Source organism: Paracoccus sp. M683, from assembly GCF_007096355.1.
GTDB lineage: Bacteria > Pseudomonadota > Alphaproteobacteria > Rhodobacterales > Rhodobacteraceae > Paracoccus.
In genome coordinates this window covers 99,098-124,661 of the sequence record NZ_VKDF01000006.1, presented here as the reverse complement: position 1 = coordinate 124,661, position 25,564 = coordinate 99,098, and the positions used below count along the sequence as shown (strand labels likewise).

The following is a 25,564-nucleotide window of genomic DNA, read 5'->3' as shown; positions in this document are numbered from 1 at the left end:
CCGTTATCAAGGCCTACGAAACCAAGATCGCGGCGCTGGAACAGGACAAGCTCATTCTCGAAGAAAAAGCGGCTACTTCAGGCCGCCCGAATCCCGCCTTCACCCAAATGTTCGAACTCGCAATGGCCTTCCCTGCAAACCTTTGGAAAGTCTGGCAAACAGGGCGCTTCGACCTCCAGCGACTCGTGCTCAGACTGACCTTTGCAGAGCGTTTGGCCTATGACCGGAAAATGGGGTTTCGAACCCCGAAACTCTCGTTGTTCTTCAATGCTTTAGAGGGTGATTGCGGGGGTAACTGTAAAATGGCGGAGGAGGTGGGATTCGAACCCACGGTGGACTTTCACCCACGTCGGTTTTCAAGACCGGTGCATTAAACCACTCTGCCACTCCTCCGGTGTGGGGGGATTAGCCTGTGTCGGCGGCGGTGGCAATGGTCTGCTTGTGCGCTTGCATGCAACGGGAAAAGCTGATGAATGTAGGGGCCGGATCGGACCAGACAAGGCAGATGCATGGATCGCAAGCTTATCCTTGATGTCTCGGCTAATCAGGCCTTCGGCTTTGCCCGGCGCAATCGGCTGCGGCGCTATCCCTCGCCCGAACAGGGCGGCGAGCGGCTGTATCCGCTGGCATGGCCCGTGGCGCGGCCCAGCTTTCAGATTCTGCCGACCGATACAGTCTTTACCATCGGGTCCTGCTTTGCCCGAAACGTCGAGGCCGCGCTGATCGAAAATGGCATGACCGTTCTCAGCCGCGATTTCGATCTGGGTGAGGTCGGGGAAAGCGTTGGCGAGGCCTCGAATTTCTTCAACAAATACTCGATCCACTCGATCTACAACGAATTGAAATGGGCGCTGGAACGCGACAGCTTTCCCGGCGAGGCGATTCTGTACAGTGGCAACACAGATCAGCCGATCTTTGATCCGCAGCTGGGTCAGGCGCGCATTGACTTTCCGATGGAAAAGGTGCTGGCGTTCCGGCACCGCTATCTTGATGCGATGGCGCAGGTGAAGGATGCCGATGTCATTATCATCACGCTGGGTTATGTTGAGACCTGGTATGACCGCGAGCTGGACATCTATCTGAACGTGATCCCACCGGTCGAGATCCTCAGGAAATATCCCGACCGGTTCCAGTTCCGTGTGCTGGGCTATGCCGAGATCCTGGAGATGCTGCATGCGCTTCATGCCTTGTTGCTGAAGCACCGCGAAAAGCCGCTGAAGATGCTGATCACCGTCTCGCCGGTGCCGCTGTTGGCGACCTTTCGGGATATGGATGTGCTGATGGCGAATGCCTATTCCAAATCGGTGCAGCGCGCCGTGTTGGACCAGTTCGTCACCGAGGTCGAACAGGTCGACTATTTCCCGTCCTATGAATTTGTCACCCTGTCCAATCCGACGATTGCCTGGTCGCGGAATGATTATCGCCATGTGAACCCGGATCTGGTGGCACGGATCATGTCCAGCGTGATCGCGACCTATTTTCCGGCCGACGCGCAGCCCAAGCCGCAGGCGGCGGCATCTGGGACCAAGGCGGAAGCCGTCGCCAGCGCACCGGCCGGTGCCGCGCCGGCCGCCGAGGGGCTGACGCCCGCGGCCATCATGTCCACCGCCAAGCTGATGCTGAAGCTGGAAGAATGGGACAAGCTGGCGGCGCTGTTTGTCGATAATGCCGCCGTGGTCGATGGTCATCCCGATCTGTTGCTGCAAAAGGCGGCGATGCATCGCCAGAAACGCCAGACGGCCGAGGAATATGCGGTGCTGGAACAGGTGCATCAGCTGGCGCCCGACCGGCCCTGGCCGCTGGAACGGATGATCCGCCTGTGCCGGCCGCTGCGCCGTCAGGATCATATCGGCGACCTGCTGGCGCGACATGTCGAACGCTTTCCGGCCCGCAGCGAGTTCCGCGACCAGCTGGCCTGATCCGGCGGGGCAGGACGGGGCAGGCGGCGCGCGGCCGGGGTCTAACCGGCCTGCTTGCGTCCCGATTGCAGGTGGCGGCGACGCAACCCTTTGGCCAAACGGGTCATGTCGTGTGCCTCGATGGCGCGGATATAGCGGCGCAGCAGGCGGGTGCGGCCTCGTTCGGCCAGCTTTTCGGCGACTTCGGACAGATAGGCCGGTGTGCGGCGGCAGGGCTGATACAGCGCGGGGAAATCCGCGCGGGAAAAGCTGCCGCCTACGATCTCGCGTACAAGGCGCGACAAGACGCCGCCGGCACGCAGGACCAGCGCGGTCTTGTGTCCGGCCAGCCGCATTTCCAGCCGCTCGGCCCCCGGCGCGGTAAAGCGCTGTGCGTGGCGCAAATCCGGGGCGAAGCAGGGGTCATAGAACAGCCAGGATTGCCCCGCCGCCTCCAGCCCCTGATCGGCCGAGGAGAAGCGCCCGGTCCAATTCGCCTTGCGCCCCGAGCCAAAGCGATTTTCCCAGGGGACCAGTTTCGGATCCAGCGTTTCCTGCGGCGAAAAGGCGATGACGGTGCAGCCCGGCGCCAGGGGTGCGAAGGCACAGGCCGCAAAGGCGCCCATCGAGGTTCCCATGAAGGTGACATGCCGGTATTGCGCGAACAGCCCCTGATCGCGCAGTCGCGTCAGCTCGTCCATCAGCGCGCCACTGCGATACCAGTCGCCGGCATAGCCCATCACCCCCAGATGCGACCACCCCGATTTGCGCACGAATTCATAGCCCCAGGGGTCGCGATCCACCGGGTTGTCGCGCACCGATGACAGGTTGTCGAAGCTGACGATCAGATGATCATCGCTGCGGTGAACATGGGTCAGGGCATATCCGGGGATCGAATGATAGAAACCCCGGCCATGCGGTGAAAGCCGCAGATCGGCCAGCCAGGCAGGGGCCTTGATGACCAGATCGGGGTCGTCCTTGTCGAATTCGGGCCGCTCGTCGGCGTCAAGGAACAACTCGTCATCGTCGCGCCCGGCATTATGCGCCTCGGCCAGCTTGCGCCATTTGCCGCTGTCGACCCGGTGCGAGACCCGGCCCGTGGTTTCCCATTCCAGCAATTCGGCCGGCACATCCTGACCGGTCAGGAACAGATCGACGGCCTCGCGGGCATTGCCTTCCAGCCCGGCCGAGAAATCCGCGATGCGCTGCGACAGATCGGTGACGGCGTCGGTCTGCGCCTGGCGCAGTTGGGGGTGGGATTGCAGCAACTCGGCCATGCCGGTCTCGATGCGCGCGGCCCAGGGCTGCATGGCGTCCTCGTCGATCCGGTTGACGTTGATGCGGCCGTGCTGGGTCAGCAGGTTGCGGAAATCGGCAGGCGTCAGGCCGCGGGCGCGCTGGGCCGGGTTCATCGCCCGGACCAGCCAGCTGGCATTGTCGCGCGTGGCGTAAAAGGCGATTCGGCCATGGCCGAAGCCGGGCTTGTCGGCCAACGCGAACCAGCGGCTGTCGCGGTAATATTCGGTCACGTCCTGACCCGCGCCGTTCACCCAAAGGTGCCTGCCCTCCGCCAGCATCGGGCGGTGCCTGCCAAGCCGCTCGGCGGTGTGCGGGCGCAGCAGGGTCTTGACCCCAAGCGGCGCCACCAGACGGCCCTGCTGGACGGGTGCCGCGCGGGTAAAGCGCCGGGTAACCAGCCGGTCGCTGAAATCGCCATGGCCCGCATTGCCAAAAATCTGCCAGGTCAGGCTGATCAGTCCGGCATCGGGCGGGACAGCCCCCAGCAGGGCGCCAAGCCCGCCGTCGCCTTCTTCGACCAGCAGAAACTCCTCGATCCCCAGGGGCAGCAACCATTCGGTGCCATCCCGACGCGCGCGGGACAGAAGATCGCCCAGACAGGCCGCCAACGCGACGCCGGGGGCAGAATCGGGGGCCGCCACGCCTTCGCGGAACTTGATCAGGCCGGCGCTGGCAAGGGCGCGGCCAAGCTGGCTGGCCTGCTCGGTGATGCCGTCGCCATAGACGGTGATCCTGTCAAAACCGATCAGGCGGTGATGCAGAACCCATTCCAGCAGAAACGGCGCGTCGTCATGGGCGATCGCGGCAAGATGCGAGCCGGGGATGATCTGGGGATGTGACAATATATGGACCGGCAAAACAGTGAACGGATCAAAACGAAACCTGGCGTAATACAAACGCAACGCGGCCAGAATTGGCTGCCGCGCCGCGCAACGTCAAGTTGCGTCGGCCGTTTACCGCCGGATCGTGATCGTATTGGTCGCGCCCGAGATCTGCACCTGCTGAACCCCGGCCAGCACATTCGACGACAGGGTCAGCGCCACGCTGATCGTGTCGGTCTCGGGGCGGGCAGGCATGCGCGCGGCATCGCTGTCAGCAGGCGGCGGCCAGGCGACAAAGCGCAGGCGCAGCACGCCGTCGGGATCCGGCGTCAGCCGGCCCGAGGGGCTGGGCGCCTCGGTGATCAGTTCGGCATCCCAATAGCCCTTGGTGGCACCAAGGCCGGTCACGACCAGCAGCCGCCCCTCGTTCAGCACTTCCCAATGGGCGCCGGTGATGGCCGGGATGCCGGGGCGGGCATCGGTATTGGTCGTGGCATAACCGCCCTCGGGTTCCAGCGAGGTCGGGCCGCGATCCGATCCGAACCACCCCAACGGGTTCCAGCCGCTGTCGCTGTAACGTCCGCCGCAGCCGGCCACAGCCAGCGTCGCGATCAGCAAGGGCACCGTCAGTCGTTTCATGTCACCATCCCCGTTTCTTGCCCGATTGATAGGGGAAAGCCGGCGGCTGTGAAAGCCTCTTTGACCTTGGCCCCCGAGCGCGCTAACCCCAAGGCTGTCGCGAAAGGAATGCACATCATGGCCACCCCCGCCTTTGAAGAGATCGCCGAGACCTTCGATTTCCTCGATGACTGGGAAGATCGCTATCGCCACGTGATCGAGCTTGGGCGCGCCATGCCCGCCATGGACGAGGCGCTTTGCGTGCCCGCCACCAAGGTGGATGGCTGCGCCAGCCAGGTCTGGATCATGCCCCGGATCGAGGCCGGGGTTTTCGATTTTCAGGGTGAAAGCGATGCGATGATCGTGCGCGGGCTGATCGCCATCCTGCATGCGCTGTATTCCGGCGTGCCGGTGGGGCAGGTGGGTCAGATCGACGCCCCGGCCGAGTTGGCACGGCTGGGGCTGGATGAACATCTGTCCTCGCAACGCTCGAACGGGTTGCGGGCGATGGTGGAACGGATCAGGCTGCTGGCCGCCGCCGAACAGTGATCCAGCCGCCGCCCAGCACCCGGCTGCCGCCCGATTCGTAAAAGACGCAGGCCTGACCGGGGCTGACGCCCTCTTCGGGGTCCAGAAGCTCCACCTCGGCCTTGCGACCGCCAAGGGCGCGCAGGATTGCGGGCCGGGGCGGGCGGGTCGAGCGGATGCGGACCTCACAGGCGATCTCGCCCTCGAAGGGCTGATCGCCAAGCCAGTTGACCTCGCCCACAGGGACGATTTTCGTCGCCAGTGCAGATTTCGGGCCGACAACGACATGGCGCGCATCCGGGTCAAGCCGCACGACATATAGCGGATCGCCAAGGCCGCCGATCCCCAGCCCGCGCCGCTGACCGATGGTATAGTGGATCACGCCGCGATGCTGGCCCAGCACATTGCCCGCCTGATCGACGATATCGCCGGGATCGGCCGCGCCGGGGCGCAGCTTCTCGATCACGCTGGCATAGTCGCCATTGGGGACAAAGCAGATATCCTGGCTGTCGGGCTTGTCGGCCACAGCCAGCCCGAACTCGGCCGCAAGTGCCCGTGTCTCGGCCTTGCTTTCCAGATGGCCAAGCGGAAAGCGCAGGAAATCAAGCTGTTCCTGGGTGGTTGAGAACAGAAAATAGCTTTGGTCGCGGGCAGGATCGGCCGCCATATGCAGTTCCGCCTGCGCAGCACCTTCCTTGCGCTGGATATAATGGCCGGTCGCCATGCAGTCGGCGTCCAATTCCCGCGCCGTCTGCAACAGATCGCGGAACTTCACCCGTTCGTTGCAGCGGATGCAGGGCACCGGGGTCGCGCCGGCAAGATAGGCATCGGCAAATTCGTCGATCACCGATTCGCGGAACTTGTTCTCGTAATCCAGAACGTAATGGGGAAAGCCCATGCGTTCCGCCACGCGGCGCGCGTCGTGAATATCCTGCCCGGCACAGCAGGCGCCCTTCTTGGCCAGCGCCGCGCCATGGTCGTAAAGCTGCAAGGTGACGCCCACCACGTCATAGCCCTCGCGCGCCAGTTTCGCCGCCACGACCGAGCTGTCGACACCGCCCGACATCGCCACGACCACACGGGTCTGGCTGGGGGGCTTGGCGAATCCAAGGCTGTTCAATGCGGGTTCTGGCGCCGCGTTCGGCGCGCCGGTGGCGATGGTCATGGCAGGGTCCTGGCCGTGGGGCGGCGGAAATTTCCGTCGAAATATAGGAAAATGCCCCACATTCTCAAGCGGCGCCGGGCAGTTTTCCGCCATGCGCTAACGTCACATTAAGTCGAGCAGGTCATTCTTCGGGTCAAGTTATCCGGGAAATACCGCATGTTCATACGAAAATCCTCTCGCCCGCGCACCATCACCTTGTCTGACGGGTCGATTCTGACGATGGCCGATCTGCCGCCTGTGCCGACAAGATGGGTGGCAAGTCGCAAGGCCACCGTCATCAACGCCGTTCTGGGCGGCCTGTTGACGCGGGAAGAGGCGTTGGAACGCTATGACCTGACGGATGAGGAATTTGACGCCTGGGTGGTCGCGGTGGAACGTTTCGGCAGAAACGCCCTGAAAGTGACCGCATTGCAAAAATACAGACACTCTTAGGTTGAGTTATCGGACAGATTCAAGATAGTAACGCTATATTAACGTTTACGTTGCATACCTACAGTCGACCGAGGCTGAACTGGAACTTATCAAGAATGCGTATCCTACTTGTCGAGGACGAGCCCAGCACCGCACGCGCGATCGAACTGATGCTGACGGCTGCCAATTACAACGTCTTTCTGACCGATATGGGGGAAGAGGGCGTCGATCTGGCCAAGCTTTATGACTATGACCTGATTCTGCTGGACCTGGATCTGCCCGATATGAACGGGATGGAGGTTTTGCGCCACATCCGTCTGTCGCGGATCGACACGCCGATCCTGATCCTGACGGGGTCGGATGACACTGAAAGCAAGCTGCGCGGCTTTGGCTTCGGTGCCGACGACTATATGACAAAGCCCTTTGTGCGCGAAGAACTGGTGGCGCGCATCCAGGCGATCATCCGCCGCTCGAAGGGTCACAGCCAGGCGGTGATCCAGACCGGCGATCTGGTGGTGAACCTTGATTCGCGCTCGGTCGAGGTCAAAGGCAAGCCGGTGAACCTGACGGGCAAGGAATACCAGATCCTCGAACTGCTCAGCCTGCGCAAGGGCACGACGCTGACCAAGGAAATGTTCCTGAACCATCTTTATGGCGGCATGGACGAGCCGGAACTGAAGATCATCGACGTCTTCATCTGCAAATTGCGCAAGAAGCTGTCCGAGGCGCTTGCCGGCGAGAACCATATCGAAACGGTCTGGGGGCGTGGCTATGTGCTGCGCGACCCGGCGCCTGCCGATGAAGAAAAGATGGCTGTCGGCCTGTAATCCCTTGCGGGCGGGGATATGTCCGCGCCCGCTATCCCCGCCAGCCCGGAACCGGTGGGTGACGACTGGAACAGCCGCCGTCCCGGTGGGACCGACCGCCCAAGGCAGCGACCGTCGACCGCACGGCTTCTGGACAATTTCCCCCTCACGCCGCTATCACGGCTGCATCCGGCCTGGCCATTTGCTCCGGTGGTCTTGTGCCGGATGCAAGTGTTTCTGACGGCGGATGTCGAACCGGCTGGCCTGCGAATGACCGGTCGCGATGGATGCGCCGGCGCGGTGCGAAAATGGCGTGGATTGAATGCCGACAGGGTGGGGGCCGGGACGAATGGGCGACAAGAATCGGCAACATGAGGCAGCCATTGCTGCACAGGCTACGGACCCCGCGGCGATGACCCGCGAACAGGCCGCAGCCGAGATCGCAACGCTGGATGCGCAGTTGCGGCAGGCGAACGAGGAATATCACAACCTCGATGCGCCCACGATCAGCGACGCGGATTATGACGCGATGAAACGTCGGCTGGCCTGGCTAGAGGCCGCCTTTCCTGATCTGGCATCATCCGACAGCGCCACCGGGCAGGTCGGTGCGACGCCAGGATCCGGTTTCGGCAAGATCACCCATGCGCGACGGATGATGTCGCTGGAAAACGCCTTTGCCGAAGATGAGGTGACCGATTTCGTCACCCGCATCCGCGGCTTTCTGAACCTGCCCGCCGATGCCCCGCTGGATTTCACCGCCGAGCCGAAGATTGACGGGCTTTCCCTGTCGCTGCGCTATGAGGACGGGCAACTGGTGCAGGCGGCGACGCGCGGCGATGGCGCCGTGGGCGAAAACGTGACCGCCAATGCCCGGACCATCGCCGATATTCCCCAGACCCTGATGGGCGACGCGCCCCGCATCGTCGAGATCCGGGGCGAGGTCTACATGTCGCATGACGACTTCGCCGCGCTGAACGCAGGCGACAGTGGCCGCACCTTCGCCAATCCCCGCAATGCCGCTGCCGGTTCGCTGCGACAGCTGGACCCGGCGATCACCGCCGCGCGGCCGTTGAAGTTCTTTGCCTATAGCTGGGGCGAACTCGGCGCGCCGCTGGCCGATACCCAGATGGGCGCGGTTCGGCGAATGGCCGCGATGGGGTTCAAGACCAACCCGCTGACCCGGCTTTGCCGCGATGCCGCGCAGATGGTGGCCACCTGGCGCGAGATCGAGCAGCAGCGCGCGACGCTTGGCTATGACATCGACGGCGTGGTCTATAAGGTCGACGATCTGGCCTATCAGGACCGTCTGGGGTTCCGCTCGACCACGCCGCGTTGGGCCCTGGCGCATAAGTTTCCCGCCGAAACCGCCTGGACCCGGCTGAACGGCATCGACATCCAGGTCGGTCGCACCGGCGCCTTGTCGCCCGTGGCCCGGCTGGAGCCGGTGACCGTGGGCGGTGTCGTCGTCTCGAACGCGACGCTGCATAACGAGGATTACATCGCCGGCCGCGACAGCACGGGCGCACCGATCCGCGAGGGGCGGGATATTCGCGTTGGCGATTGGGTCAAGGTCTATCGCGCCGGCGACGTGATCCCGAAGATCGCCGATACCGATCTGTCGCGTCGGGCCGCTGACAGCCAGCCCTATGTTTTCCCTGAAATCTGCCCTGAATGCGGCTCGGCCGCGGTGCGCGAGCCGGGGGATTCGGTTCGCCGCTGCACGGGTGGTTTGATTTGCCCGGCGCAGGCCATCGAAAAATTGAAGCATTTCGTCAGCCGCGCCGCCTTTGACATCGAGGGCCTTGGCGCCAAACAGATCGAGATGTTCTTTGCCGATGACCTGCTGCCGATCCGCGAGCCAGCCCAGATTTTCACCCTAGCCCAACGCGACGCTGCGAACCTCGGCAAGCTGAAGAACCGCGACGGATTTGGGGATCGTTCGACACGGAAGCTGTTCGAAGCGATCGAGGAAAAGCGCCGTATCCCATTGGCCCGGCTTATCTTTGCGCTCGGCATTCGCCATGTGGGCGAGGTGGCTGCGACGACGCTTGCACGGCATTTTGGCACCTGGCAGGCGATGATCGCAGCATTGGATGCCGCGGCGCCGGCCGCCGAGCGACATTTGCGGGCCGAGGAAGCCGTGGCGCGGGAACGTGCCGAGGCGGCGGAACAGGGTCGGCGCGCGCGGCTGAAGGAAAGCCGCGATCTGGTCTGGTCGGCCGATCCGCCCGTCCCCGCCCAGGCCCGCGCGGCCTGGGATGATCTGGTCAGCATCGACGGCATTGGCGAGGTGCTGGCGGGGTCGCTGGTGACGGCCTTTGCCCAGCCCAACGAACGGGGCGGAATCAACCGGCTGATGGCGCAGCTTGATCCCCTGCCGGCCGAGGTCGCATCCAGCGACCAGACCGAAATCACTGGAAAGACGCTGGTTTTCACCGGCACGCTGGAAAAGATGACGCGGGCCGAGGCAAAGGCGCGGGCCGAGGCGATGGGCGCCAAGGTCGCGGGCTCTGTCAGTGCCAAGACGGATCTGCTGATCGCCGGGCCGGGCGCCGGGTCCAAGGCGAAGAAGGCCGAGGATCTGGGAATTACCGTCATTGACGAGGATGAATGGCTGCGGATCGCGGGGCGATGACCCCACCGCGCGGACGTCCTCCGGTCCTGTTTCCGCTGTTCGCGGCCGCCGATACGCTGCCGGGCGTCGGTCCCAAGGCACAAAGCGCACTGGCGCAGCTGGGGATAGACCGGCCCCGCGATCTGTTGCTGACCCTGCCCAACAGCGGTGTGCGGCGTCGCCCGGTCGCCCGGCTGGCCGATATCCGCCCGCCCGAGACAGTGACGGTCTCGGTTCTTGTCGGGCGCCATGCACCGCCCACGGGGCGCGGCCGTCCCTGGCGGGTGACATGCAGCGACGGGGCGCAGGATCTGGTGATCGTGTTCTTCCACCCGCGTCGCGACTGGATCGAAAGCCAGCTGCCCACGGGCCAGCGACGCATCGTCAGCGGCAAGGTGGAACTGTTCGATGGCGTGGCGCAGATGGTTCATCCCGACCATATACTGCACGAGGACGCATCATTGCCCTCCGAATTCGAGCCGGTCTATCCGCTTGGCGGCGGACTGACGCAACGCATGATGGCCACTGCCGCCAGTGGGGCGTTGGCACGGGCACCCGACCTGCCGGAATGGATCGACCCCGAGTTGCTGCGGACGCAAGGTTGGCCGGACTGGCACGCCGCGCTGACCCAGGCACATGCGCCACAGTCGCCCGGCGATCTGTCGCCGCTTGCGCCGCCGCGTGTCCGGCTGGCCTATGATGAATTCCTTGCTCATCAGATGACTTTGGCGCTGATCCGACGTGACAACCGGCGCCGCAAGGGTCGCCAGACGCAGGGCGATGGCCGTTTGCAAGGCAAGGTGATCTCGGCGCTGCCATGGCCTCTGACCGGGGCACAATCGCGCGCCGTGACCGAGATTGCCGAGGATATGGCCAGCGACAGGCGCATGAACCGGCTGCTGCAAGGCGATGTGGGCGCGGGCAAGACGCTGGTTGCGATGCTGTCGGCGCTGATCGCGGTCGAGGCTGGCGGTCAGGCCGTGCTGATGGCCCCGACCGAGATTCTGGCCCGGCAGCATGCCCGCGCGCTGGAACCGCTTGCCCGTGCCGCAGGGATTCGGCTGGCAGCATTGACGGGTCGCGACAAGGGCGAGTTGCGCGCGCAGCTGCTGGAGGATTTGCGCATGGGTCGGATCGACATTCTGGTCGGCACCCATGCCGTGTTCCAGAAAGACGTGGAATTTCATGACCTGCGCCTTGCCATCATCGACGAACAGCATCGTTTCGGCGTAGCGCAACGGTTGGAACTGTCGGCCAAGGGCGACATCCCGCCCGATGTTCTGGTGATGACCGCCACGCCGATTCCGCGTTCGCTGGCAATGACGCAATTCGGCGATCTGGATCTGTCGGTTCTGGATGAAAAGCCGCCGGGCCGTCAGCCGATCACCACCGTGATGATCTCGGACCAGCGGCTGAATGCGGTGGTCGAGCGGCTGCGGGCGGCGTTGGATTCCGGCGCGCGGGCCTATTGGGTCTGCCCGCTGGTCGAGGAAAGCGAAGCGGTGGATCTGACCGCCGCCGAGGCAAGGTTTCAGGCGCTGCGCGCTGTTTTCGGTGACGATGTCCGGCTGGTTCACGGCCAGATGCCGCCCGAACAGAGGGATACGGCCATGGCTGATTTCGCCAGCGGCAAGGCGCGGATTCTGGTCGCCACCACGGTGATCGAGGTCGGCGTTGACGTTCCCGAAGCAACCATCATGGTGATCGAGCGGGCCGAGAATTTCGGTCTGGCACAGTTACATCAGCTGCGCGGGCGGGTGGGCCGGGGGCAGGGCGCCTCGACCTGTTTGCTGATGTATCACGCGCCCCTGACCGAGGGCGGGCAGAAACGACTGGAAATCCTGCGCGAGACCGAGGACGGGTTTCGCATCGCCGAGGCGGATCTGGAAATGCGCGGCGCGGGCGACATGATTGGCACGGCGCAATCAGGGCTGCCGCGTTTCCGCATTGCCGATCTGGAACATCAGGCAGGGCTGATGGCGACGGCGCGGCAGGATGCGCGCAATTTTCTGGAACGCGATCCGCAAATGGACAGTCCGCGCGGTCAGGCTATCCGAACGCTGCTGTGGCTGATGGAACAGGACAAGGCCGTTCGGCTGATCGGTGTCGGTTGATCCGTTAAACTTTCCTAAGATGTTCCTAAAAAGTTCTTTACTTTGATTGCGCAACGTGAGAACAAATGAGCAACACAGGAGGATAGCCAGATGACCCGCGAGATATTGAGTGATGTTCTGGGCGTTGCCGCGATTTCGGTGACAACCCTGGTTGTTCTGTGGTTGCCGGCGATTCTGAACGGCTGATCCGGTTTTTGTGTTTTCTGCCCCGCGTTGCTTTTGGCTGGTGCGCTCGCCTGTGCGCCGCCTTCGGTTCCCCTGCACGCGCAACTTGACCGGCCCTGGCAGGGGCCGGTTTTTTCATGGCAATCGGTCCTGGGCTTTCGGGCTGCCGGGTTCAGGCTGCGGCCTGGTCCATTGCGGCTAGCGTGGCATCCCAGGCCAGCATGATCGAGGCATGCCGATTGGGATAGTCGCGGGCCGGCAGCAGGGCTTCCAACTCGGCAAAGGGGGCTTGCGGGGGATGGCCGCCGGCGGTCAGCATCTGGTGCAGGGCGTTGCGGGCTGTCAGGATCTCGTCGCGGCTGCGGCCGGTTACGCCGCTGCCCAGGACCGAGGCCGATGCCTGACCAAGCGCGCAGGCGCGCACCTCTTGGCCGAAATCGGCGATGCGTCCGTCCTTCAGCGTCAGGTCGATGGTTACGGACGAGCCGCATTGCGGGGACCGGCGCATCGCACTGCCCTGCGGTGATTGCAGCCGCCCGGCATGGGGCATTGCGGCCGTCAGCGCCAGAATCCGGCGTGAATAGAGCTGCATCAGGTCGCTGTCTGACATGGAACCCCCGTCGCTTCCGTCCTAGATAGGTAGGCGCAGAACGAAAGGAAAGACGATGTTCGCGCCCGAAAGCCTGAAATATGATGCCAACGGCCTGATCCCCGCCATCGCGCAATCGCCCGAGGGCGAGGTGCTGATGATGGCCTGGATGAATGCCGAGTCACTGCGGCGGACGCTGGAAACCGGCCGGGTGACCTATTGGTCGCGCTCGCGGCAGGATTTCTGGGCAAAGGGTGAAAGCAGCGGCCATGTCCAGCGATTGATGGAATTGCGGGTGGATTGTGATCGCGACACTTTGCTGCTGATCGTCGATCAGACCGGGCCAGCCTGCCACACCAACCGGCGCAGCTGTTTCTATCGCGCGGTGCGGTCCGGGGAAGAGGTCGAGATCATGGCCCCAATGGCAGACGGCTGAACCGGGGTTTCACCCCGGACCCCAGGATATTTTGACACGGCTGATGGACCTAGAGCGCGAGTAGCCGGCGGATGTCGTCAGGGGTCGCGCCGTCCTGACGAAAGGCGCGGATGGCGCGGGCATCGTCGCGTTTGGCGAGGCGTTTCCCAGCGTCGTCGCGGATCAGGCGATGATGGTGGTAAACTGGTGTCCGATACTGAAGTAATTTTTGAATTAATACATGTATGTATGTTGAATCAAAAAGATCTTTCCCTCGTGTGATCAGGTTGATCTGCTGCGCGGCGTCATCCACCACCACCGCGAGGTGATAGGAGGTGCCCATGCCGCGACGGGACAGGATGACGTCACCGATACCGTCAAGAAATTCGTCGCGGGTCAGGGCATGGTCATGGCCAGGCATGATCTCGCGATCGCGAAAGCTGATCCGCTCCAGGCCAAGCGCTTCAAAGGCCCGCGCCACGTCAAGCCGGATCACGTCATCCGGGCCAGCATCGGACATCGGGCGATGGCGACAGGTGCCGGGATAGATCAGCCCGTCCGGGCCTGCGGGCAAGCTGCCCTCTTGCGGGGCTGACAGGGCGGCGCGGATATCGCCGCGGCGGCATCGGCAGGGATAGCTCAGCGGGGCCAGCCGATCCAGCGCTGCGTGATAGGCCGCCATCCGGTCGGATTGGCGCATCACTGGCAGGGGCCAGTCGAGGCCAAGCCAGTGCAGATCCTCGTAGATCGCGGCCTCGAACTCGGGTTTGCAGCGGTCGCGGTCGATATCCTCGATGCGCAGCAGGAATTTTCCGGGTGTGGCCTTGCGTTCGGCCGCGAATGCCGCATAGGCGTGGCCGAGGTGCAAAAGCCCTGTGGGCGAGGGGGCGAAGCGGGTTACTGTGTCGCCAGCCATGCGCGGAAATCGTCCTTGGCGCGCTGCGTATAGGCCGGATAGCGGTCCTTGCGGCCCCTGCGGCCACCGCGCGCCTCGTCCAGCGGCGGGAAGAGGCCGAAATTCACGTTCATCGGCTGAAAGGTTTTAGCCTCGGCGCCGCCGGTGATGTGGCTGACCAGCGCGCCCATCGCGGTGGTATGATGCGGCGGCGGCAGGTCGGCGCCCTTGGCCTGTGCGGCCGCCATCCGACCCGCAAGCAGGCCCATGGCGGCGCTTTCGACATAGCCCTCGACACCCGTGACCTGCCCGGCAAAGCGCAGGTTCGGACGCGTCCGCAGGCGCATCCGGTCATCCAGCAGCGTGGGGGAGTTGAGGAAGGAATTGCGATGGATGCCGCCAAGCCGGGCGAAGCTGGCGTTTTGCAGGCCGGGGATCATCCGGAAAACCTCGGTCTGCGCGCCGTATTTCATCTTGGTCTGAAAGCCGACGATATTATACAGCGTTCCCAATGCATTATCGCGGCGAAGTTGAACGACTGCATAGGCTTTTTCGGCGGGGTTGTGGCTGTTGGTCAGGCCCACGGGCTTCATCGGACCATGGCGCAGGGTTTCGCGGCCGCGTTCGGCCATGACCTCGATAGGCAGGCAGCCGTCGAAATAGCCCGCCGTCTCGCCTTCGCGAAATTCCGTTTTGTCGGCGGCCAGAAGCGCGTCGATGAAAGCCTCGTATTCCGGTTTCGTCATTGGGCAGTTGATATAGGCGCGCTGCTCGGCCAAAGTCTCGCCCTTGTCATAGCGCGACTGTTCCCAGGCAACCGACATGTCGATGGTTTCGGCATGAACGATGGGGGCGATGGCGTCGAAGAAGGCCAGTGCCTCGGTTCCTGTCAGCCCCCGGATCGAGCCCGCCAGCGCGTCCGAGGTCAGCGGGCCGGTGGCCACGATCCAGTTGCCGTTTTCGGGCAGGTCGCGGACCTCGCCCGGCACGATCTGGATCAGCGGATCAGCCTGAAGTGCCGCGGTGACGGAAGCCGAAAAGGCATCGCGGTCGACGGCCAGGGCGCCACCGGCAGGTAGCCGGTGGCGGTCGGCCATGGCCATGATCAGCCCGCCCGCCGCCCGCATTTCCCAATGCAGCTGGCCCACGGCATTCATCTGGTCGTCATCCGAGCGAAAACTGTTCGAGCAGACCATCTCGGCGCAATCGCCGGTCTTGTGGGCAAAGGTCGCGACCTGCGGGCGCATCTCGTGCAGCAGGACGGGCACGCCGGCACGGGCGATCTGCCAGGCGGCTTCGGATCCGGCAAGGCCGGCGCCGATGATGTGAACGGGTTCCATGCGCGTCCTTCCTTGGTCTGCGGCTCAGGTAGCAACGGCGATGCGCTGCCGCAACCCCGCAAGGCTGGTCGGGGGTGCCCAAGGCCTGCTATCAGGTGAGGGTTGCGGCAGGCAGGACAAGATGAACAGCACCAATTTCCCCGGCGCGGTCGAGATCTTTCAGATTGACGGGTTTCGGATCGAGGTTCCGGTCGAAGCCCTGTCGCCCCCGCTGCGCGAGCGTCTGCAATCGGGCCAGTTCGAGGTGTCAGAGCGCGCTTTGCTGACACGGTTCATCCGGCCCGGCGACCGGCTGCTGGACCTTGGGGCCGGGTCCGGGCTGGTAAGCCTGACGGCGGCGCGGATCCTTGGTCCGCAGGCGGTCACGGCGGTCGAGGCCAATCCGCAGATGCACCAGGCCCTGCGTCGTAATTTTCGCCTTAACGGAGCCGATGGCATCCGGCTGATCAAGGGCGCGGTCGTTGGCGCGGATCATCCGGGCGACACGGCCACCATGCATATCAATCCGGGCTTCTGGAGCGGCTCTGTGCATCCCAATCCCCGCCTGCGCAGCCAGCCCACCGAGGTGCCGGTCAGGCGGCTGCGGCAGCTTCTGCGCGGCAGCGGGGCAACGGCGATCATCATGGATATCGAGGGGGCCGAGCGCGAGGTGCTGCGCGACCCGCTGCCGCCGCATCTGCGGCTGGTCGTCGTGGAACTGCATCCGGTCGTCTACGGGCCAGAGGGCATGGACGAGATCACCCGGCTGATGCTGGATCAGGGATTTGATGCGCATCACAACCGCAACTATCGTGGGGTTTCGGCTTTTCTGCGCATGGGTTCGGCGGACAACACCGGGCAATGAAAACGGGCGGCCACGATGGGCCGCCCGTTCAATCCGAAAGCCATCGCAAGCGGTGCGGGGCTTATTCTTCTGCCGTGGCCTCGACGGCTTCCTCGTCCGCGTCGCCCGAATCATCGCTGGAACGCAGCGCCGAGGGGGCGGCGATGTTGGCGATGGCGAAGTTGCGGTCGATGGTAGCCTTGGTGCCGGCGGGCAGGGTCACGTCGTGGATGTGGATGCCGTCGCCGACTTCCAGACCCGACAGATCGACGGTGATGTGATCGGGGATGTCACCCGCGGTCACGACCAGCTCGACCTCGGGACGAACCGTCACCAGCGTGCCGCCCTTGCGCAGGCCGGGGCACTTGTCCTGGTTGATGAATTCGACCGGGATGAACAGGTTCACTTTCGAGGTCCGGCGCAGGCGCATGAAGTCGATATGCGTCGGCAGGTCCTTGACCACGTCCTTCTGCACGCCGCGGCAGATGACGCGAACGTCTTCCTGGCCTTCGACCTTCAGGTTCCACAGCGTGGACATGAAGCGACCGGCGCGCAGCTTGGTCAGAAGCGAGTTGAATTCGAATTGAACGGTAACCGGGTCCTTGTGGTCACCATAGACGATACCGGGCACCTTGCCTTCACGGCGAGCTTGACGGGCGGCCCCCTTGCCTGACCCCGCGCGTGCCTCGGCCACCAGATCAGGGATCTCTTTGGCCATTGCTTTATTCCTTACATTGCGTTTGGCGGCCGTCCTCCAAGGGTGCACGACCGAAGCCGGGCCTATAGCGCGGGTTGGGCCGTTTGGAAAGCGGAAATCTGGCGGTTCAGGGTCGGAACGCAGGCGCTCTGTATCTGCCAAACCGCCACATCGACCTGCCAGAGTGCGAAATCATGCGATTTCGGGCTTGCGGCGTATCCTGTAATCGTTATCAGCCGCTCAGGGCTTGACGGCGCGGCGGCGCCTGATCGGGGGATTCGCAATGAGTTTCGTGGATGATCTGCGCCAGTCGAGGGCGCCGGCGGCAGGGCTTGTCGCCATTGGCCTGTTCTGGGGTGCCTTCGCGGGCTGGCTGCCGGATATCAAGATGCGCGCGGGCGTGTCGGATGCGCAATTCGGTGCGCTGATGATGCTGTCTGCAGTGGGTGGCATGACGGCCATGTCCATCGCCCCGCGCCTGCGCAAGCATTTCGGTCATGGGCTGCTGCCCGCCAGCGGGCTGGCTGTGGCCGTGGTCGCGCTGTTTCCAGCGCTGATCGGGTCGCGATGGGAATTGGGTCTGGTCCTGCTGGTTCTGGGCATGACCATGTCGCTTTGCGACATCCTGGCCAATATCCGCATTTCGGAAATCGAGGCCCGCGTCGGGCATTCGCTGATGAACCTGAACCACGCGCTGTTTTCCTTTGCGCTGGCGCTGTCGGCCGGGATGGTGGGTGTGGCGCGGCAATTGGGGATCAGCCATGGCGTCACCGTCATCATCGTCTCGCTGGCGATCTTCGCGCTGGTGCCGCTGATGCGTCGCCGCCGCCCGCGCACGGCTGACCCCGATAATGACGCCAGCAAATCCAGCATGCCCGCGCCCTGGCTGATCGTGCTGCCGGGTGCCGCGATCCTGTGGCTGTGCTTTCTGGCCGAAAACGGCACCGAAAGCTGGGCGGCCATCCATATCGAGCGCACGCTGGAAGCCGAGGGCGGTCTGGGCGCATTCGGGCCCGCCATGTTCGCCCTGTCGATGGGCTGTGCGCGGTTGGCGGGGCAATGGCTGGCCGTGGTGCTGGGTGAAGTGCGCCTGATCGCGGTTTCGGTGATCTTCGCGACGATCGGGGCGTTGCTTCTGGCCTTTGCGCCCGGTCTTGGGCTGGCACTGATGGGGGCGGCGGCCCTGGGGCTGGGGGTGGCGGTGGTGGTGCCCACCGCCAACAGCCTGATCGGCCGGACCGTGCCCGATACGCAGCGCGCCAGCGCCATCGCACGGGCCTGGATGATCGGCTTTACCGGCTTTTTCATCGGCCCGCCCGTGATGGGTCTGGTCAGCGAGACCATGGGCCTGCGCGTGGCCTTTGGCCTGATCGCGCTGCTGGTGGCGGCGATCCTGCCCTGCCTGTGGCTTCTGGCACGGCGGCTAAGGCCGGCCGGGGCCTGACGGCAGGGCCGGCCGGATCAGCCCTTCGGCCCAGAGCCCGGCCAAAAGCCGGGCAATGTCGCGGGCCAGGCGCCGCCGGGGCTGATCGGGAAAGATCTCGGCCAGAATTTCGGCCATCCCCGCCGCGCTGCCCGGATGTTCCAGCATCATCCAGACAGCCAGCGCGGTGCGGTCCAGGGTCCAGATCGTCGCGCCATCCTTGCGGGCAAGAAACCCTGCCGAGCCGCGCTGATGAAGGATCGTCCCCTCGATCCGCTGCCATGATCGCGCCGGATCGACCGGAATTTCCCGAACCAGCGGTTGCTGGACCAATTGCCGCGCGGGGCCGACAGGCAGGCCCTCGGGCAGCATCCGCTCGCCGCCAAAGGCCCGGCGCAGCAGTGATACCGCATCTTCCAGATCCGAATAGACCAACCGCAGCGCCGGGCCCGCGGCGGCAAGGGTCTGGGCCCGTGCCATGGCCTCGGCGCTGCTGCGATTGACGGCGACGTTCTGCAACAGCATCAGCCGCGTCATGCTGCCCGGATCCAGCCATTCCAGCCGTGCCGGGCCGTCATCGTCACTTCGGTCCAGCGCGATAACCGCGCGCAACGGTGCCATCGCGCCATGTGGCACCTGATTGGGGGGCGCGAGATAGCTGTAATCGGCATCCGCCGGCCCTCGGTATCGGGCGACATGATCGACAAGCCGCGCGCTGGCGCGGGGTGGCAGCGGCAGGCGCAGGCGGGTCGCAAGGCCAAGCGCAATGGCCGTGCCATCGGGGGCGACGGGCAGGATATCGTCGCAGAAGATCGCGATATCGGGTTCGGCCGACAGCCGCGCGATCAGCGTGGACTTGCCGCTGCCCGCCTCGCCCGTCAGGGCGATCAGCCGGCCGCCGATCACCGCGCCCCCGGCATGCAGACCCGACAGATCGGGGCGGCAGGACAGGTAGGATTCGATCAGATCGGCATTGATCGCACAGATCGTGCCAGCCAGGCCCAGCCCCTCTAGCGGCTGATCCAGATGCCTCGACCACAGCGCATAGCTGCCACGCGGCCCTGTCTTGACCAGGGCCAGTTCCGGCATGCTGATCGGGTCGGGGCAGGCCGTTGCCGGCCAGCCACCCTGTGTTGCGGCAAGGCCACCGATCAGCGCCGGGTCGTCGGGGATCAGCACCGGCGCATCGGTGCCCTGCCAGCGCAGCCGCAGCCGCAGCCGGGGGTGCGGCGCACCGCCCGGCACGGCGCCCTGTTCGTCAGTTTGGGGTTTCGCCTGCATCTGACGCCTGCCTGCCTAGCGCGAGGGACGGTTGCGGCGGATCACCCGCCTGCGGCGAACCGGCCGCGACGGCCGCGAGGCATGCGCCCTGCGCCGCACACGGGCGCGGCGACCCCGGCGGGGACGGCTGGGGCGCGAGGCCTTGCTGCGGCCGCGACCCGCCCGGCCGGGGCGGCTGGCCCCGTCGGCATGCGCCGCGTCGATCCCGACGATGACCGGCGCCAGATAGGCAGCGCCCAGCCCAAGGCCCAGATTGCGCAGCAGGCGCCGCCGGGCCAGTTTGATGTCGTCACGATGTTCATCGCTCATGGTCTTGCCTTTCCCTTTGCTCAGCAGCATTCAATCCGCTGCAAAGGGAAGACGGGCGAGCCGGTGAAATATTCCCGACGAGGTTGCCGCCCTGCGCCGCAGGGTCGGGGCGTCAGGCGTAGCTGTCAGAAAAACCCTTCGGTATCAGGACATTATGCCTGCCGATCTTTTTCACATCGCGTTCACCACACAGCGCCATGCTGATGTCCAACTCCTTGTGGATCACCTCCAGCGCCTTGGTGACGCCGGCCTCGCCCATGGCGCCAAGCCCGTGGATGAAGGCCCGCCCGATCCAGGTCGCATGCGCCCCAAGCGCCAGCGCCTTCAGCACGTCCTGACCCGAGCGGATGCCGCTGTCCAGATGGATCTCGATCTTGTCGCCCACGGCCTCGACGATCTCGGGCAGCATGCGGATCGAGGACAGCGCGCCGTCCAGCTGCCGGCCGCCATGGTTCGACACCACGATTGCATCGGCCCCGAAATCGGCGGCGATGCGGGCGTCCTCGGCGTCCAGAATGCCCTTGAGGATCAGCTTGCCACCCCACATGTCGCGGATCTTGGCGACCTTGTCCCAGTCAAGCTGGGGGTCGAACTGTTCGGCGGTCCAACTGGACAGGCTGCCCATGTCACCGACGTTCTTGGCATGGCCGACGATATTGCCGAACTGGCGGCGCTTGGTGCCCAGCATGCCCAGACCCCACCTCCATTTCGTCGCCAGATCAAGCATGACTGGCAGCGTCAGCTTGGGTGGCGCAGACAGCCCATTTTTCAGATCCTTGTGGCGCTGACCGAGAATCTGCAAATCCAATGTCAACACCAGCGCGCTGCAATTCGCTTTCTTGGCGCGTTCGATCATGCCGGCCAGAAAATCCTGATCGCGCATGACATAAAGCTGGAACATGAAGGGTTTCGTGGTGTTTTCCGCCACATCTTCGATCGAACAGATCGACATCGTGGACAGACAGAAAGGCACACCGAATTTCTCGGCCGCCTTTGCCGCCAGAATTTCGCCATCGGCATGCTGCATGCCGGTCATGCCGACCGGGGCCAGGCCGACCGGCATCGAGACGGGCAGCCCCACCATCGTCGACGCCGTCGAGCGGTTCGACATATCGACCGCGACCTTCTGGCGCAGACGGATATCGGCAAAATCCGTCGTGTTCTGGCGGAAGGTCTGTTCGGTATAGCTGCCCGATTCGGCATAGTCATAGAACATCCGGGGCGTGCGGGCCCGGTGCAGGCGCTTGAGGTCCTCGATACAGGTGATGACGGGCATGGGCGACACTCCTCAGCGTGCGGGTTCGGAACATTCTGGCGTTGCGGCGCCAGTTTGGCAGGCATCGGCCGGCGCGGTGGATTCGCTGCGCAGGGCGTCGGCGCGGCGGCGCAGATCGGCGGCCCGCGCGGCAAGGTCGCGGCCATCGGCAGGATCGGCGATCGTACCGGCACGGGCCTGTGTCGCGGCACCCCGGGCCTGAACCGCCTGGCGCAACGGGTCGGCATTGTCGGTGATCGGCCCGGCATGATCGGGCAGCGAGGGTTCCGCCAGAATCTGCTGCGTGGGCAGCAGGCGCGGGTAATCGGCCGCGTCATCGGAGCAACCGGCGGCGGCAAGGCAAACTGTCGTGATCATCAGCGCGCGAAACATGGCATCACATTACGCCGCCCGACAGGGGTTCACAACGGGGCCGCGGCACCGCATTAAGGGGCATGGCACGCACCCAGGGTTCCCGCGCTGAAATCACCGGTCCGCTGATCCGTCAGGCGGCGCTGCGGCTGTTTGCGCGGCACGGATATGCGGCGGTCTCGATGCGCCAGATCGCCCGCGAGGTCGGCGTTCAGGCCGGCGCGCTTTATGCCTATACGCCCGACAAGCAGGCATTGCTGTGCGATCTAATGGAATCGCATATGGCGCGACTTCTGGGCAGCTGGCACGACGATCCGGCAGGTCCGCCGCTGATCCGGTTGGAACGGTTCGTCCGTTTTCACATCGCCGACAGCCTGGATCACAGCGACGCGGTTTTCCTGTCCTATATGGAGCTGCGCAATCTGACCGATGAAAATCATCGTAAAATCAGTTCTATGCGTCGTGAATATGAGAAAATGCTGGAAGTTATCCTGCGTGATGGCCAGCAATCCGGCGATATCCGTGTCGAGGATACCCGCCTTAGTGCGATGGCGCTGATCGGCATGCTGACAGCGGTGACGAACTGGTATCGTGACGGTGGCCGGCTGGACCGCGACAGGATCGGCGATATCTATTGGGGCCTGGCCAGGGGTGCTGTCGGGGCCTGAGCCGCCGTCCGCTCCTATGCCTGGTGACAAGACGAAAAGGAAAGTCAGATGGGTCTTGATATCCTGTGCCTGGGCGAGCCGATGATGGAGTTCAACCAGCAACCCGACGGCAGCTATCGCGCGGGTCATGGTGGCGACACGGCCAATTGCGCGGTCGCAGCCGCAAGGCAGGGTGCGCGGGTCGGGATGCTGACGCAATTGGGCAAGGATGCCTTTGGCGAATCTTTCCTGAACCTGTGGCGGGCCGAGGGGGTCGACATCTCGGCCGTGCGGCAATTGCCCGATGCCCATACCGGGATCTATTTCGTCACCCATGGGCCGGACGGGCATGAATTCAGCTATCTGCGCGCCGGATCGGCGGCCAGCCGGATGGGGCCGGCGGATCTGCCCGACCAGGCTCTGACCTCGGCGCGGATTCTGCATGTGTCGGGGATCAGCCAGGCGATCTCGACCAGCGCGGCCGATGCGGTTTTTGCGGCGATCGAACGGGTCAGGTCGGCAGGTGGCCTGGTGTCCTATGACAGCAATCTGCGGCTGAAACTGTGGCCGCTGGATCGTGCGAGGGCGGTCATTCACGCCGCGATGGCGCAATGCGACATCGCGCTGCCGGGCATGGATGACGCGCAACTGCTGACCGGCCTGACCGATCCCGAAGCGATTGCGGATTTCTATCTGCATCTGGGCGCAAAGGTCGTGGCGCTGACGCTTGGGGCCGATGGCTCGCTGGTGGCCACCCCCGACCGGCGCGAGCGGGTGGCCGGGCGCAAGGTCCGCGCGGTGGATGCGACCGGGGCGGGCGATACCTATGACGGAGCTTTCCTGGCGCGGGTCGCGGCCGGCGACGATCCCTTTGCCGCCGCACGCTATGCCAATGCGGCGGCGGCGCTGGCAACCCAGAACTATGGCGCGATCGAGCCGATGCCCCGGCGCGAGGCGGTCGAGGTCTTTCTGGCCGCCGTCGACTAGGGCCACCGACCAGGGCCGTCGACCAGGGCCACCGACCAGGATCGCCAGTCGGGATCGGGGCCGGGATCAGGCGGCCGTCTGGCACTTGCCCGGCGCTTCAGATGGGCCGATAATCCGCGCCATGAGTCTGCCTCCCGGTTTCCTTGATGAATTGCGCAACCGCGTCCCGATCAGCCGTGTGATCGGGCCTCGGGTCGTGTGGGATCAGCGCAAGTCGAATCAGGCGCGGGGCGACTGGTGGGCGCCTTGCCCGTTTCATCAGGAAAAATCAGCCAGCTTTCATTGTGATGACCAGAAGGGCTTTTATTACTGTTTTGGTTGCCACGCCAAGGGCGACGCCCTGACCTTCCTGCGCGAACTGGACGGGCTGGAATTCATCGAGGCCGTCAAGGTCCTTGCCACCGAGGCCGGGATGCAGATGCCCGAACCCGACCCCCGCGCGCGGCAGCGGCAGGATCGCCGCACGCAACTGCTGGAGGTGACCGAGGCCGCAAATCGCTGGTTTCGCCTGCAATTGAACACCGGCGTGGCGGCCGAGGCGCGCGACTATCTTGCGCGGCGCGGGCTGGATCAGGCGGCGCTGGACCGCTTCGAGATCGGCTTTGCGCCCGACAGCCGCGTCGGGCTGACCGCCGCACTGCGCGAAAAGGGGCTGGACGAGGCGCTGATCCTGGAAGCCGGCATGTCGGCCAAGCCCGACGATGGCCGTCCGGCCTATGACCGGTTCCGCGACCGGATCATCTTTCCCATCCGCGACGCGCGCGACCGCATCATCGGTTTCGGCGGCCGGGCGATGGCGGCGGATGCGCGGGCGAAATACCTCAACAGCCCGGAAACGCCGCTGTTCGACAAGGGGCGCAATCTTTACAATATCGCGCCTGCGCGGGCGGCGGTGGCCAAGGGCGCGACCCTGCTGGTGGCCGAGGGCTATATGGATGTGATCGCATTGGTGCGGGCGGGGTTCGGTGGCGCCGTGGCGCCCCTTGGCACCGCGATCACCGAGGATCAGCTGCGCCTGATGTGGCGGATCAGCCCCGAGCCGGTGATCATGCTGGATGGTGACGCGGCCGGCCAGCGCGCGGCGCTGCGGCTGATTGACCTGGCGCTGCCGATGACCGGGCCGGGGCAGGCGCTGCGCTTTGCCGTTCTGCCGGCCGGGCAGGATCCCGACGATCTGATCGCCGCCGAAGGTGCTGCTGCCATGGCGCAGATTATCGGCGCCGCGCGGCCTCTGGTCGATCTGCTGTGGACGCGCGAAACCGAGGGCCGGGTCTTTGACAGCCCGGAACGCAAGGCTGCGCTGGATCAGGCGCTGCGCAAGGCGATTGCGGTCATTCCCGACGAATCGACGCGCAACCACTATGCCGCCGAGATCCGCGACAAGCGGGCGGATCTGTTCGGGTCCGGGCGCGGAGGCAGGCAGGGGCGCGGTAACGGGCCGGCGGATCGGGGGCAGGGCGGCTGGCAGCCTGGCGGCCGTGGCAAGGGGCGGGCGCCGGTGACGCAGGCCCGGCCACAGACCCGCGCCTTGGCCCTGACGATGCGCGACGGCGGCGATGCGCTGCTGGAAGGTGCCGCGCTGATCATCTGCGCCGCCCATCCGGTGCTGGCACATGACCACGAGGCGCGGCTGGAACGGCTGACGCCCTCTGATCCGGACCGGGCCGCGCTGCTGCATGATCTGATGGCCGGTGGCACAAGCAGCGAGGCCGGTCAACGCGCCCTTGAAAGCCTGAAATCCGATGCCCATCTGGGCCTGATCCCGGCCGTGACCGACCCCGACGACCCGCAAAAAGCCGAAACCATCCTTCTGGGTGTGTTGGAACAATTGGAAGTGCGGCGTGCGGCGCGGCTGGAATTGCCCAGGGCTGAAACCGAAATGACCGGCGATGCCGACGAGGGGCTGACATGGCGCGTGACCCAGATAACCCGTGCCCGTCAGCGCGCCGACAACCCCGAGATGGAGGATCTGTCCGATCTGGGTGAAAATCGCGACGAACTGTCAGCGCAGCTGAACGATTTCGTCTCGGGTGAAATCTGGCGGAAGGGCAGGAAATAGGCCGTTTCACCGATTCGACCGGGTGATTCGCGA

At 64.7% G+C, this 25,564-nt stretch carries 23 protein-coding genes and 1 tRNA gene; 12 read left to right on the top strand and 12 right to left on the bottom strand.

What is annotated here, in order from left to right; all coding sequences use genetic code 11:
* Positions 1-303 precede the first annotated feature (303 nt).
* A tRNA-Ser gene (locus tag FNJ84_RS13360) sits at positions 304-393 on the bottom strand.
* A gap of 116 nt (positions 394-509) precedes the next feature.
* Here FNJ84_RS13360 and FNJ84_RS13355 point away from each other — a divergent pair.
* Positions 510-1,919 carry a GSCFA domain-containing protein gene (locus FNJ84_RS13355; protein WP_143793635.1) on the top strand — a complete coding sequence of 470 codons (1,410 nt, stop codon included), beginning with the start codon at positions 510-512 and terminating at the stop codon, positions 1,917-1,919.
* Between the two features lie 41 nt (positions 1,920-1,960).
* Here the strand turns inward: FNJ84_RS13355 and FNJ84_RS13350 are convergent, their stop codons facing one another.
* Together FNJ84_RS13350 and FNJ84_RS13345 are read right to left on the bottom strand one after the other, a co-directional pair.
* A complete protein-coding gene (locus FNJ84_RS13350) occupies positions 1,961-4,039 on the bottom strand; it encodes a glycosyltransferase family 2 protein (RefSeq protein ID WP_185968527.1) in 2,079 nt (692 codons plus the stop codon).
* Between the two features lie 111 nt (positions 4,040-4,150).
* Positions 4,151-4,657 carry a hypothetical protein gene (locus FNJ84_RS13345; RefSeq protein WP_143793633.1) on the bottom strand — a complete coding sequence of 169 codons (507 nt, stop codon included), beginning with the start codon at positions 4,655-4,657 and terminating at the stop codon, positions 4,151-4,153.
* 117 nt (positions 4,658-4,774) lie between these two features.
* On the opposite strand from FNJ84_RS13345, the gene FNJ84_RS13340 reads away from it, so the two are divergent.
* Entirely contained in the window at positions 4,775-5,185 is a 411-nt protein-coding gene (locus FNJ84_RS13340; RefSeq protein WP_143793632.1) for a SufE family protein, read from the top strand.
* Here FNJ84_RS13340 and mnmA read toward each other — a convergent pair.
* The gene (gene mnmA / locus FNJ84_RS13335; protein ID WP_143793631.1) at positions 5,157-6,329 is read right to left on the bottom strand and encodes a tRNA 2-thiouridine(34) synthase MnmA; all 1,173 of its coding nucleotides are present in this window, start codon (positions 6,327-6,329) and stop codon (positions 5,157-5,159) included. The genes FNJ84_RS13340 and mnmA overlap by 29 nt on opposite strands.
* A gap of 156 nt (positions 6,330-6,485) precedes the next feature.
* Here mnmA and FNJ84_RS13330 point away from each other — a divergent pair, with 156 nt between their 5' ends.
* From FNJ84_RS13330 to recG, 4 genes are all read left to right on the top strand, one after another.
* Positions 6,486-6,761, top strand: coding sequence for a DUF1153 domain-containing protein (locus FNJ84_RS13330; protein WP_143793630.1), 276 nt, complete (start codon positions 6,486-6,488; stop codon positions 6,759-6,761).
* A gap of 95 nt (positions 6,762-6,856) precedes the next feature.
* Positions 6,857-7,567, top strand: a complete 711-nt coding sequence (ctrA, locus tag FNJ84_RS13325; protein ID WP_143793629.1) for a response regulator transcription factor CtrA — start codon at positions 6,857-6,859, stop codon at positions 7,565-7,567.
* 391 nt (positions 7,568-7,958) lie between these two features.
* On the top strand, positions 7,959-10,181 hold the full coding sequence (gene ligA / locus FNJ84_RS13320) for an NAD-dependent DNA ligase LigA (protein ID WP_143793628.1): 2,223 nt from the start codon (positions 7,959-7,961) through the stop codon (positions 10,179-10,181).
* Positions 10,178-12,274: an ATP-dependent DNA helicase RecG gene (gene recG / locus FNJ84_RS13315; protein WP_143793762.1), complete on the top strand. Its 2,097-nt coding sequence runs from the start codon at positions 10,178-10,180 to the stop codon at positions 12,272-12,274. Before ligA ends, recG begins: the two co-directional genes overlap by 4 nt.
* 337 nt (positions 12,275-12,611) lie before the next feature.
* Here recG and FNJ84_RS13310 read toward each other — a convergent pair whose 3' ends face one another.
* Positions 12,612-13,049 (bottom strand): iron-sulfur cluster assembly scaffold protein, encoded by a 438-nt coding sequence (locus FNJ84_RS13310; RefSeq protein ID WP_143793627.1) that lies wholly within the window; start codon positions 13,047-13,049, stop codon positions 12,612-12,614.
* 55 nt (positions 13,050-13,104) lie between these two features.
* On the opposite strand from FNJ84_RS13310, the gene hisI reads away from it, so the two are divergent.
* Positions 13,105-13,464, top strand: coding sequence for a phosphoribosyl-AMP cyclohydrolase (hisI, locus tag FNJ84_RS13305; protein ID WP_143793626.1), 360 nt, complete (start codon positions 13,105-13,107; stop codon positions 13,462-13,464).
* Positions 13,465-13,513: 49 nt separating this feature from the next.
* Here the strand turns inward: hisI and gluQRS are convergent, their stop codons facing one another.
* Entirely contained in the window at positions 13,514-14,359 is an 846-nt protein-coding gene (gene gluQRS / locus FNJ84_RS13300; protein ID WP_143793625.1) for a tRNA glutamyl-Q(34) synthetase GluQRS, read from the bottom strand.
* Positions 14,341-15,678 (bottom strand): methylenetetrahydrofolate--tRNA-(uracil(54)-C(5))-methyltransferase (FADH(2)-oxidizing) TrmFO, encoded by a 1,338-nt coding sequence (gene trmFO / locus FNJ84_RS13295; RefSeq protein ID WP_143793624.1) that lies wholly within the window; start codon positions 15,676-15,678, stop codon positions 14,341-14,343. The genes gluQRS and trmFO overlap by 19 nt, the downstream gene beginning before the upstream one ends.
* Before the next feature lie 121 nt (positions 15,679-15,799).
* On the opposite strand from trmFO, the gene FNJ84_RS13290 reads away from it, so the two are divergent.
* Positions 15,800-16,522 (top strand): FkbM family methyltransferase, encoded by a 723-nt coding sequence (locus FNJ84_RS13290; RefSeq protein WP_185968526.1) that lies wholly within the window; start codon positions 15,800-15,802, stop codon positions 16,520-16,522.
* 61 nt (positions 16,523-16,583) lie between these two features.
* Here FNJ84_RS13290 and FNJ84_RS13285 read toward each other — a convergent pair whose 3' ends face one another.
* The gene (locus tag FNJ84_RS13285) at positions 16,584-17,219 is read right to left on the bottom strand and encodes a 50S ribosomal protein L25/general stress protein Ctc (protein ID WP_143793622.1); all 636 of its coding nucleotides are present in this window, start codon (positions 17,217-17,219) and stop codon (positions 16,584-16,586) included.
* Positions 17,220-17,481: 262 nt separating this feature from the next.
* On the opposite strand from FNJ84_RS13285, the gene FNJ84_RS13280 reads away from it, so the two are divergent.
* On the top strand, positions 17,482-18,642 hold the full coding sequence (locus FNJ84_RS13280; protein ID WP_143793621.1) for an MFS transporter: 1,161 nt from the start codon (positions 17,482-17,484) through the stop codon (positions 18,640-18,642).
* Here FNJ84_RS13280 and FNJ84_RS13275 read toward each other — a convergent pair.
* The 4 genes from FNJ84_RS13275 to FNJ84_RS13260 all read right to left on the bottom strand — a co-directional run bounded on the left by FNJ84_RS13275 (position 18,622) and on the right by FNJ84_RS13260 (position 21,859).
* Complete coding sequence (locus tag FNJ84_RS13275) at positions 18,622-19,902, bottom strand: PqqD family peptide modification chaperone (protein WP_143793620.1); 1,281 nt, start codon at positions 19,900-19,902, stop codon at positions 18,622-18,624. The genes FNJ84_RS13280 and FNJ84_RS13275 overlap by 21 nt on opposite strands.
* A 15-nt stretch (positions 19,903-19,917) precedes the next feature.
* Positions 19,918-20,211 (bottom strand): hypothetical protein, encoded by a 294-nt coding sequence (locus FNJ84_RS13270; RefSeq protein WP_143793619.1) that lies wholly within the window; start codon positions 20,209-20,211, stop codon positions 19,918-19,920.
* 112 nt (positions 20,212-20,323) lie between these two features.
* A complete protein-coding gene (locus FNJ84_RS13265; protein ID WP_143793618.1) occupies positions 20,324-21,487 on the bottom strand; it encodes an alpha-hydroxy acid oxidase in 1,164 nt (387 codons plus the stop codon).
* A gap of 12 nt (positions 21,488-21,499) precedes the next feature.
* Positions 21,500-21,859, bottom strand: a complete 360-nt coding sequence (locus tag FNJ84_RS13260) for a hypothetical protein (protein WP_185968525.1) — start codon at positions 21,857-21,859, stop codon at positions 21,500-21,502.
* A gap of 62 nt (positions 21,860-21,921) precedes the next feature.
* Between FNJ84_RS13260 and FNJ84_RS13255 the strand changes: the two genes are divergently transcribed.
* From FNJ84_RS13255 to dnaG, 3 genes are all read left to right on the top strand, one after another.
* Positions 21,922-22,506, top strand: a complete 585-nt coding sequence (locus tag FNJ84_RS13255) for a TetR/AcrR family transcriptional regulator (RefSeq protein WP_143793616.1) — start codon at positions 21,922-21,924, stop codon at positions 22,504-22,506.
* Between the two features lie 48 nt (positions 22,507-22,554).
* Entirely contained in the window at positions 22,555-23,472 is a 918-nt protein-coding gene (locus FNJ84_RS13250; protein WP_143793615.1) for a sugar kinase, read from the top strand.
* Between the two features lie 121 nt (positions 23,473-23,593).
* On the top strand, positions 23,594-25,531 hold the full coding sequence (gene dnaG, locus FNJ84_RS13245) for a DNA primase (RefSeq protein ID WP_143793614.1): 1,938 nt from the start codon (positions 23,594-23,596) through the stop codon (positions 25,529-25,531).
* Positions 25,532-25,564 lie beyond the last annotated feature (33 nt).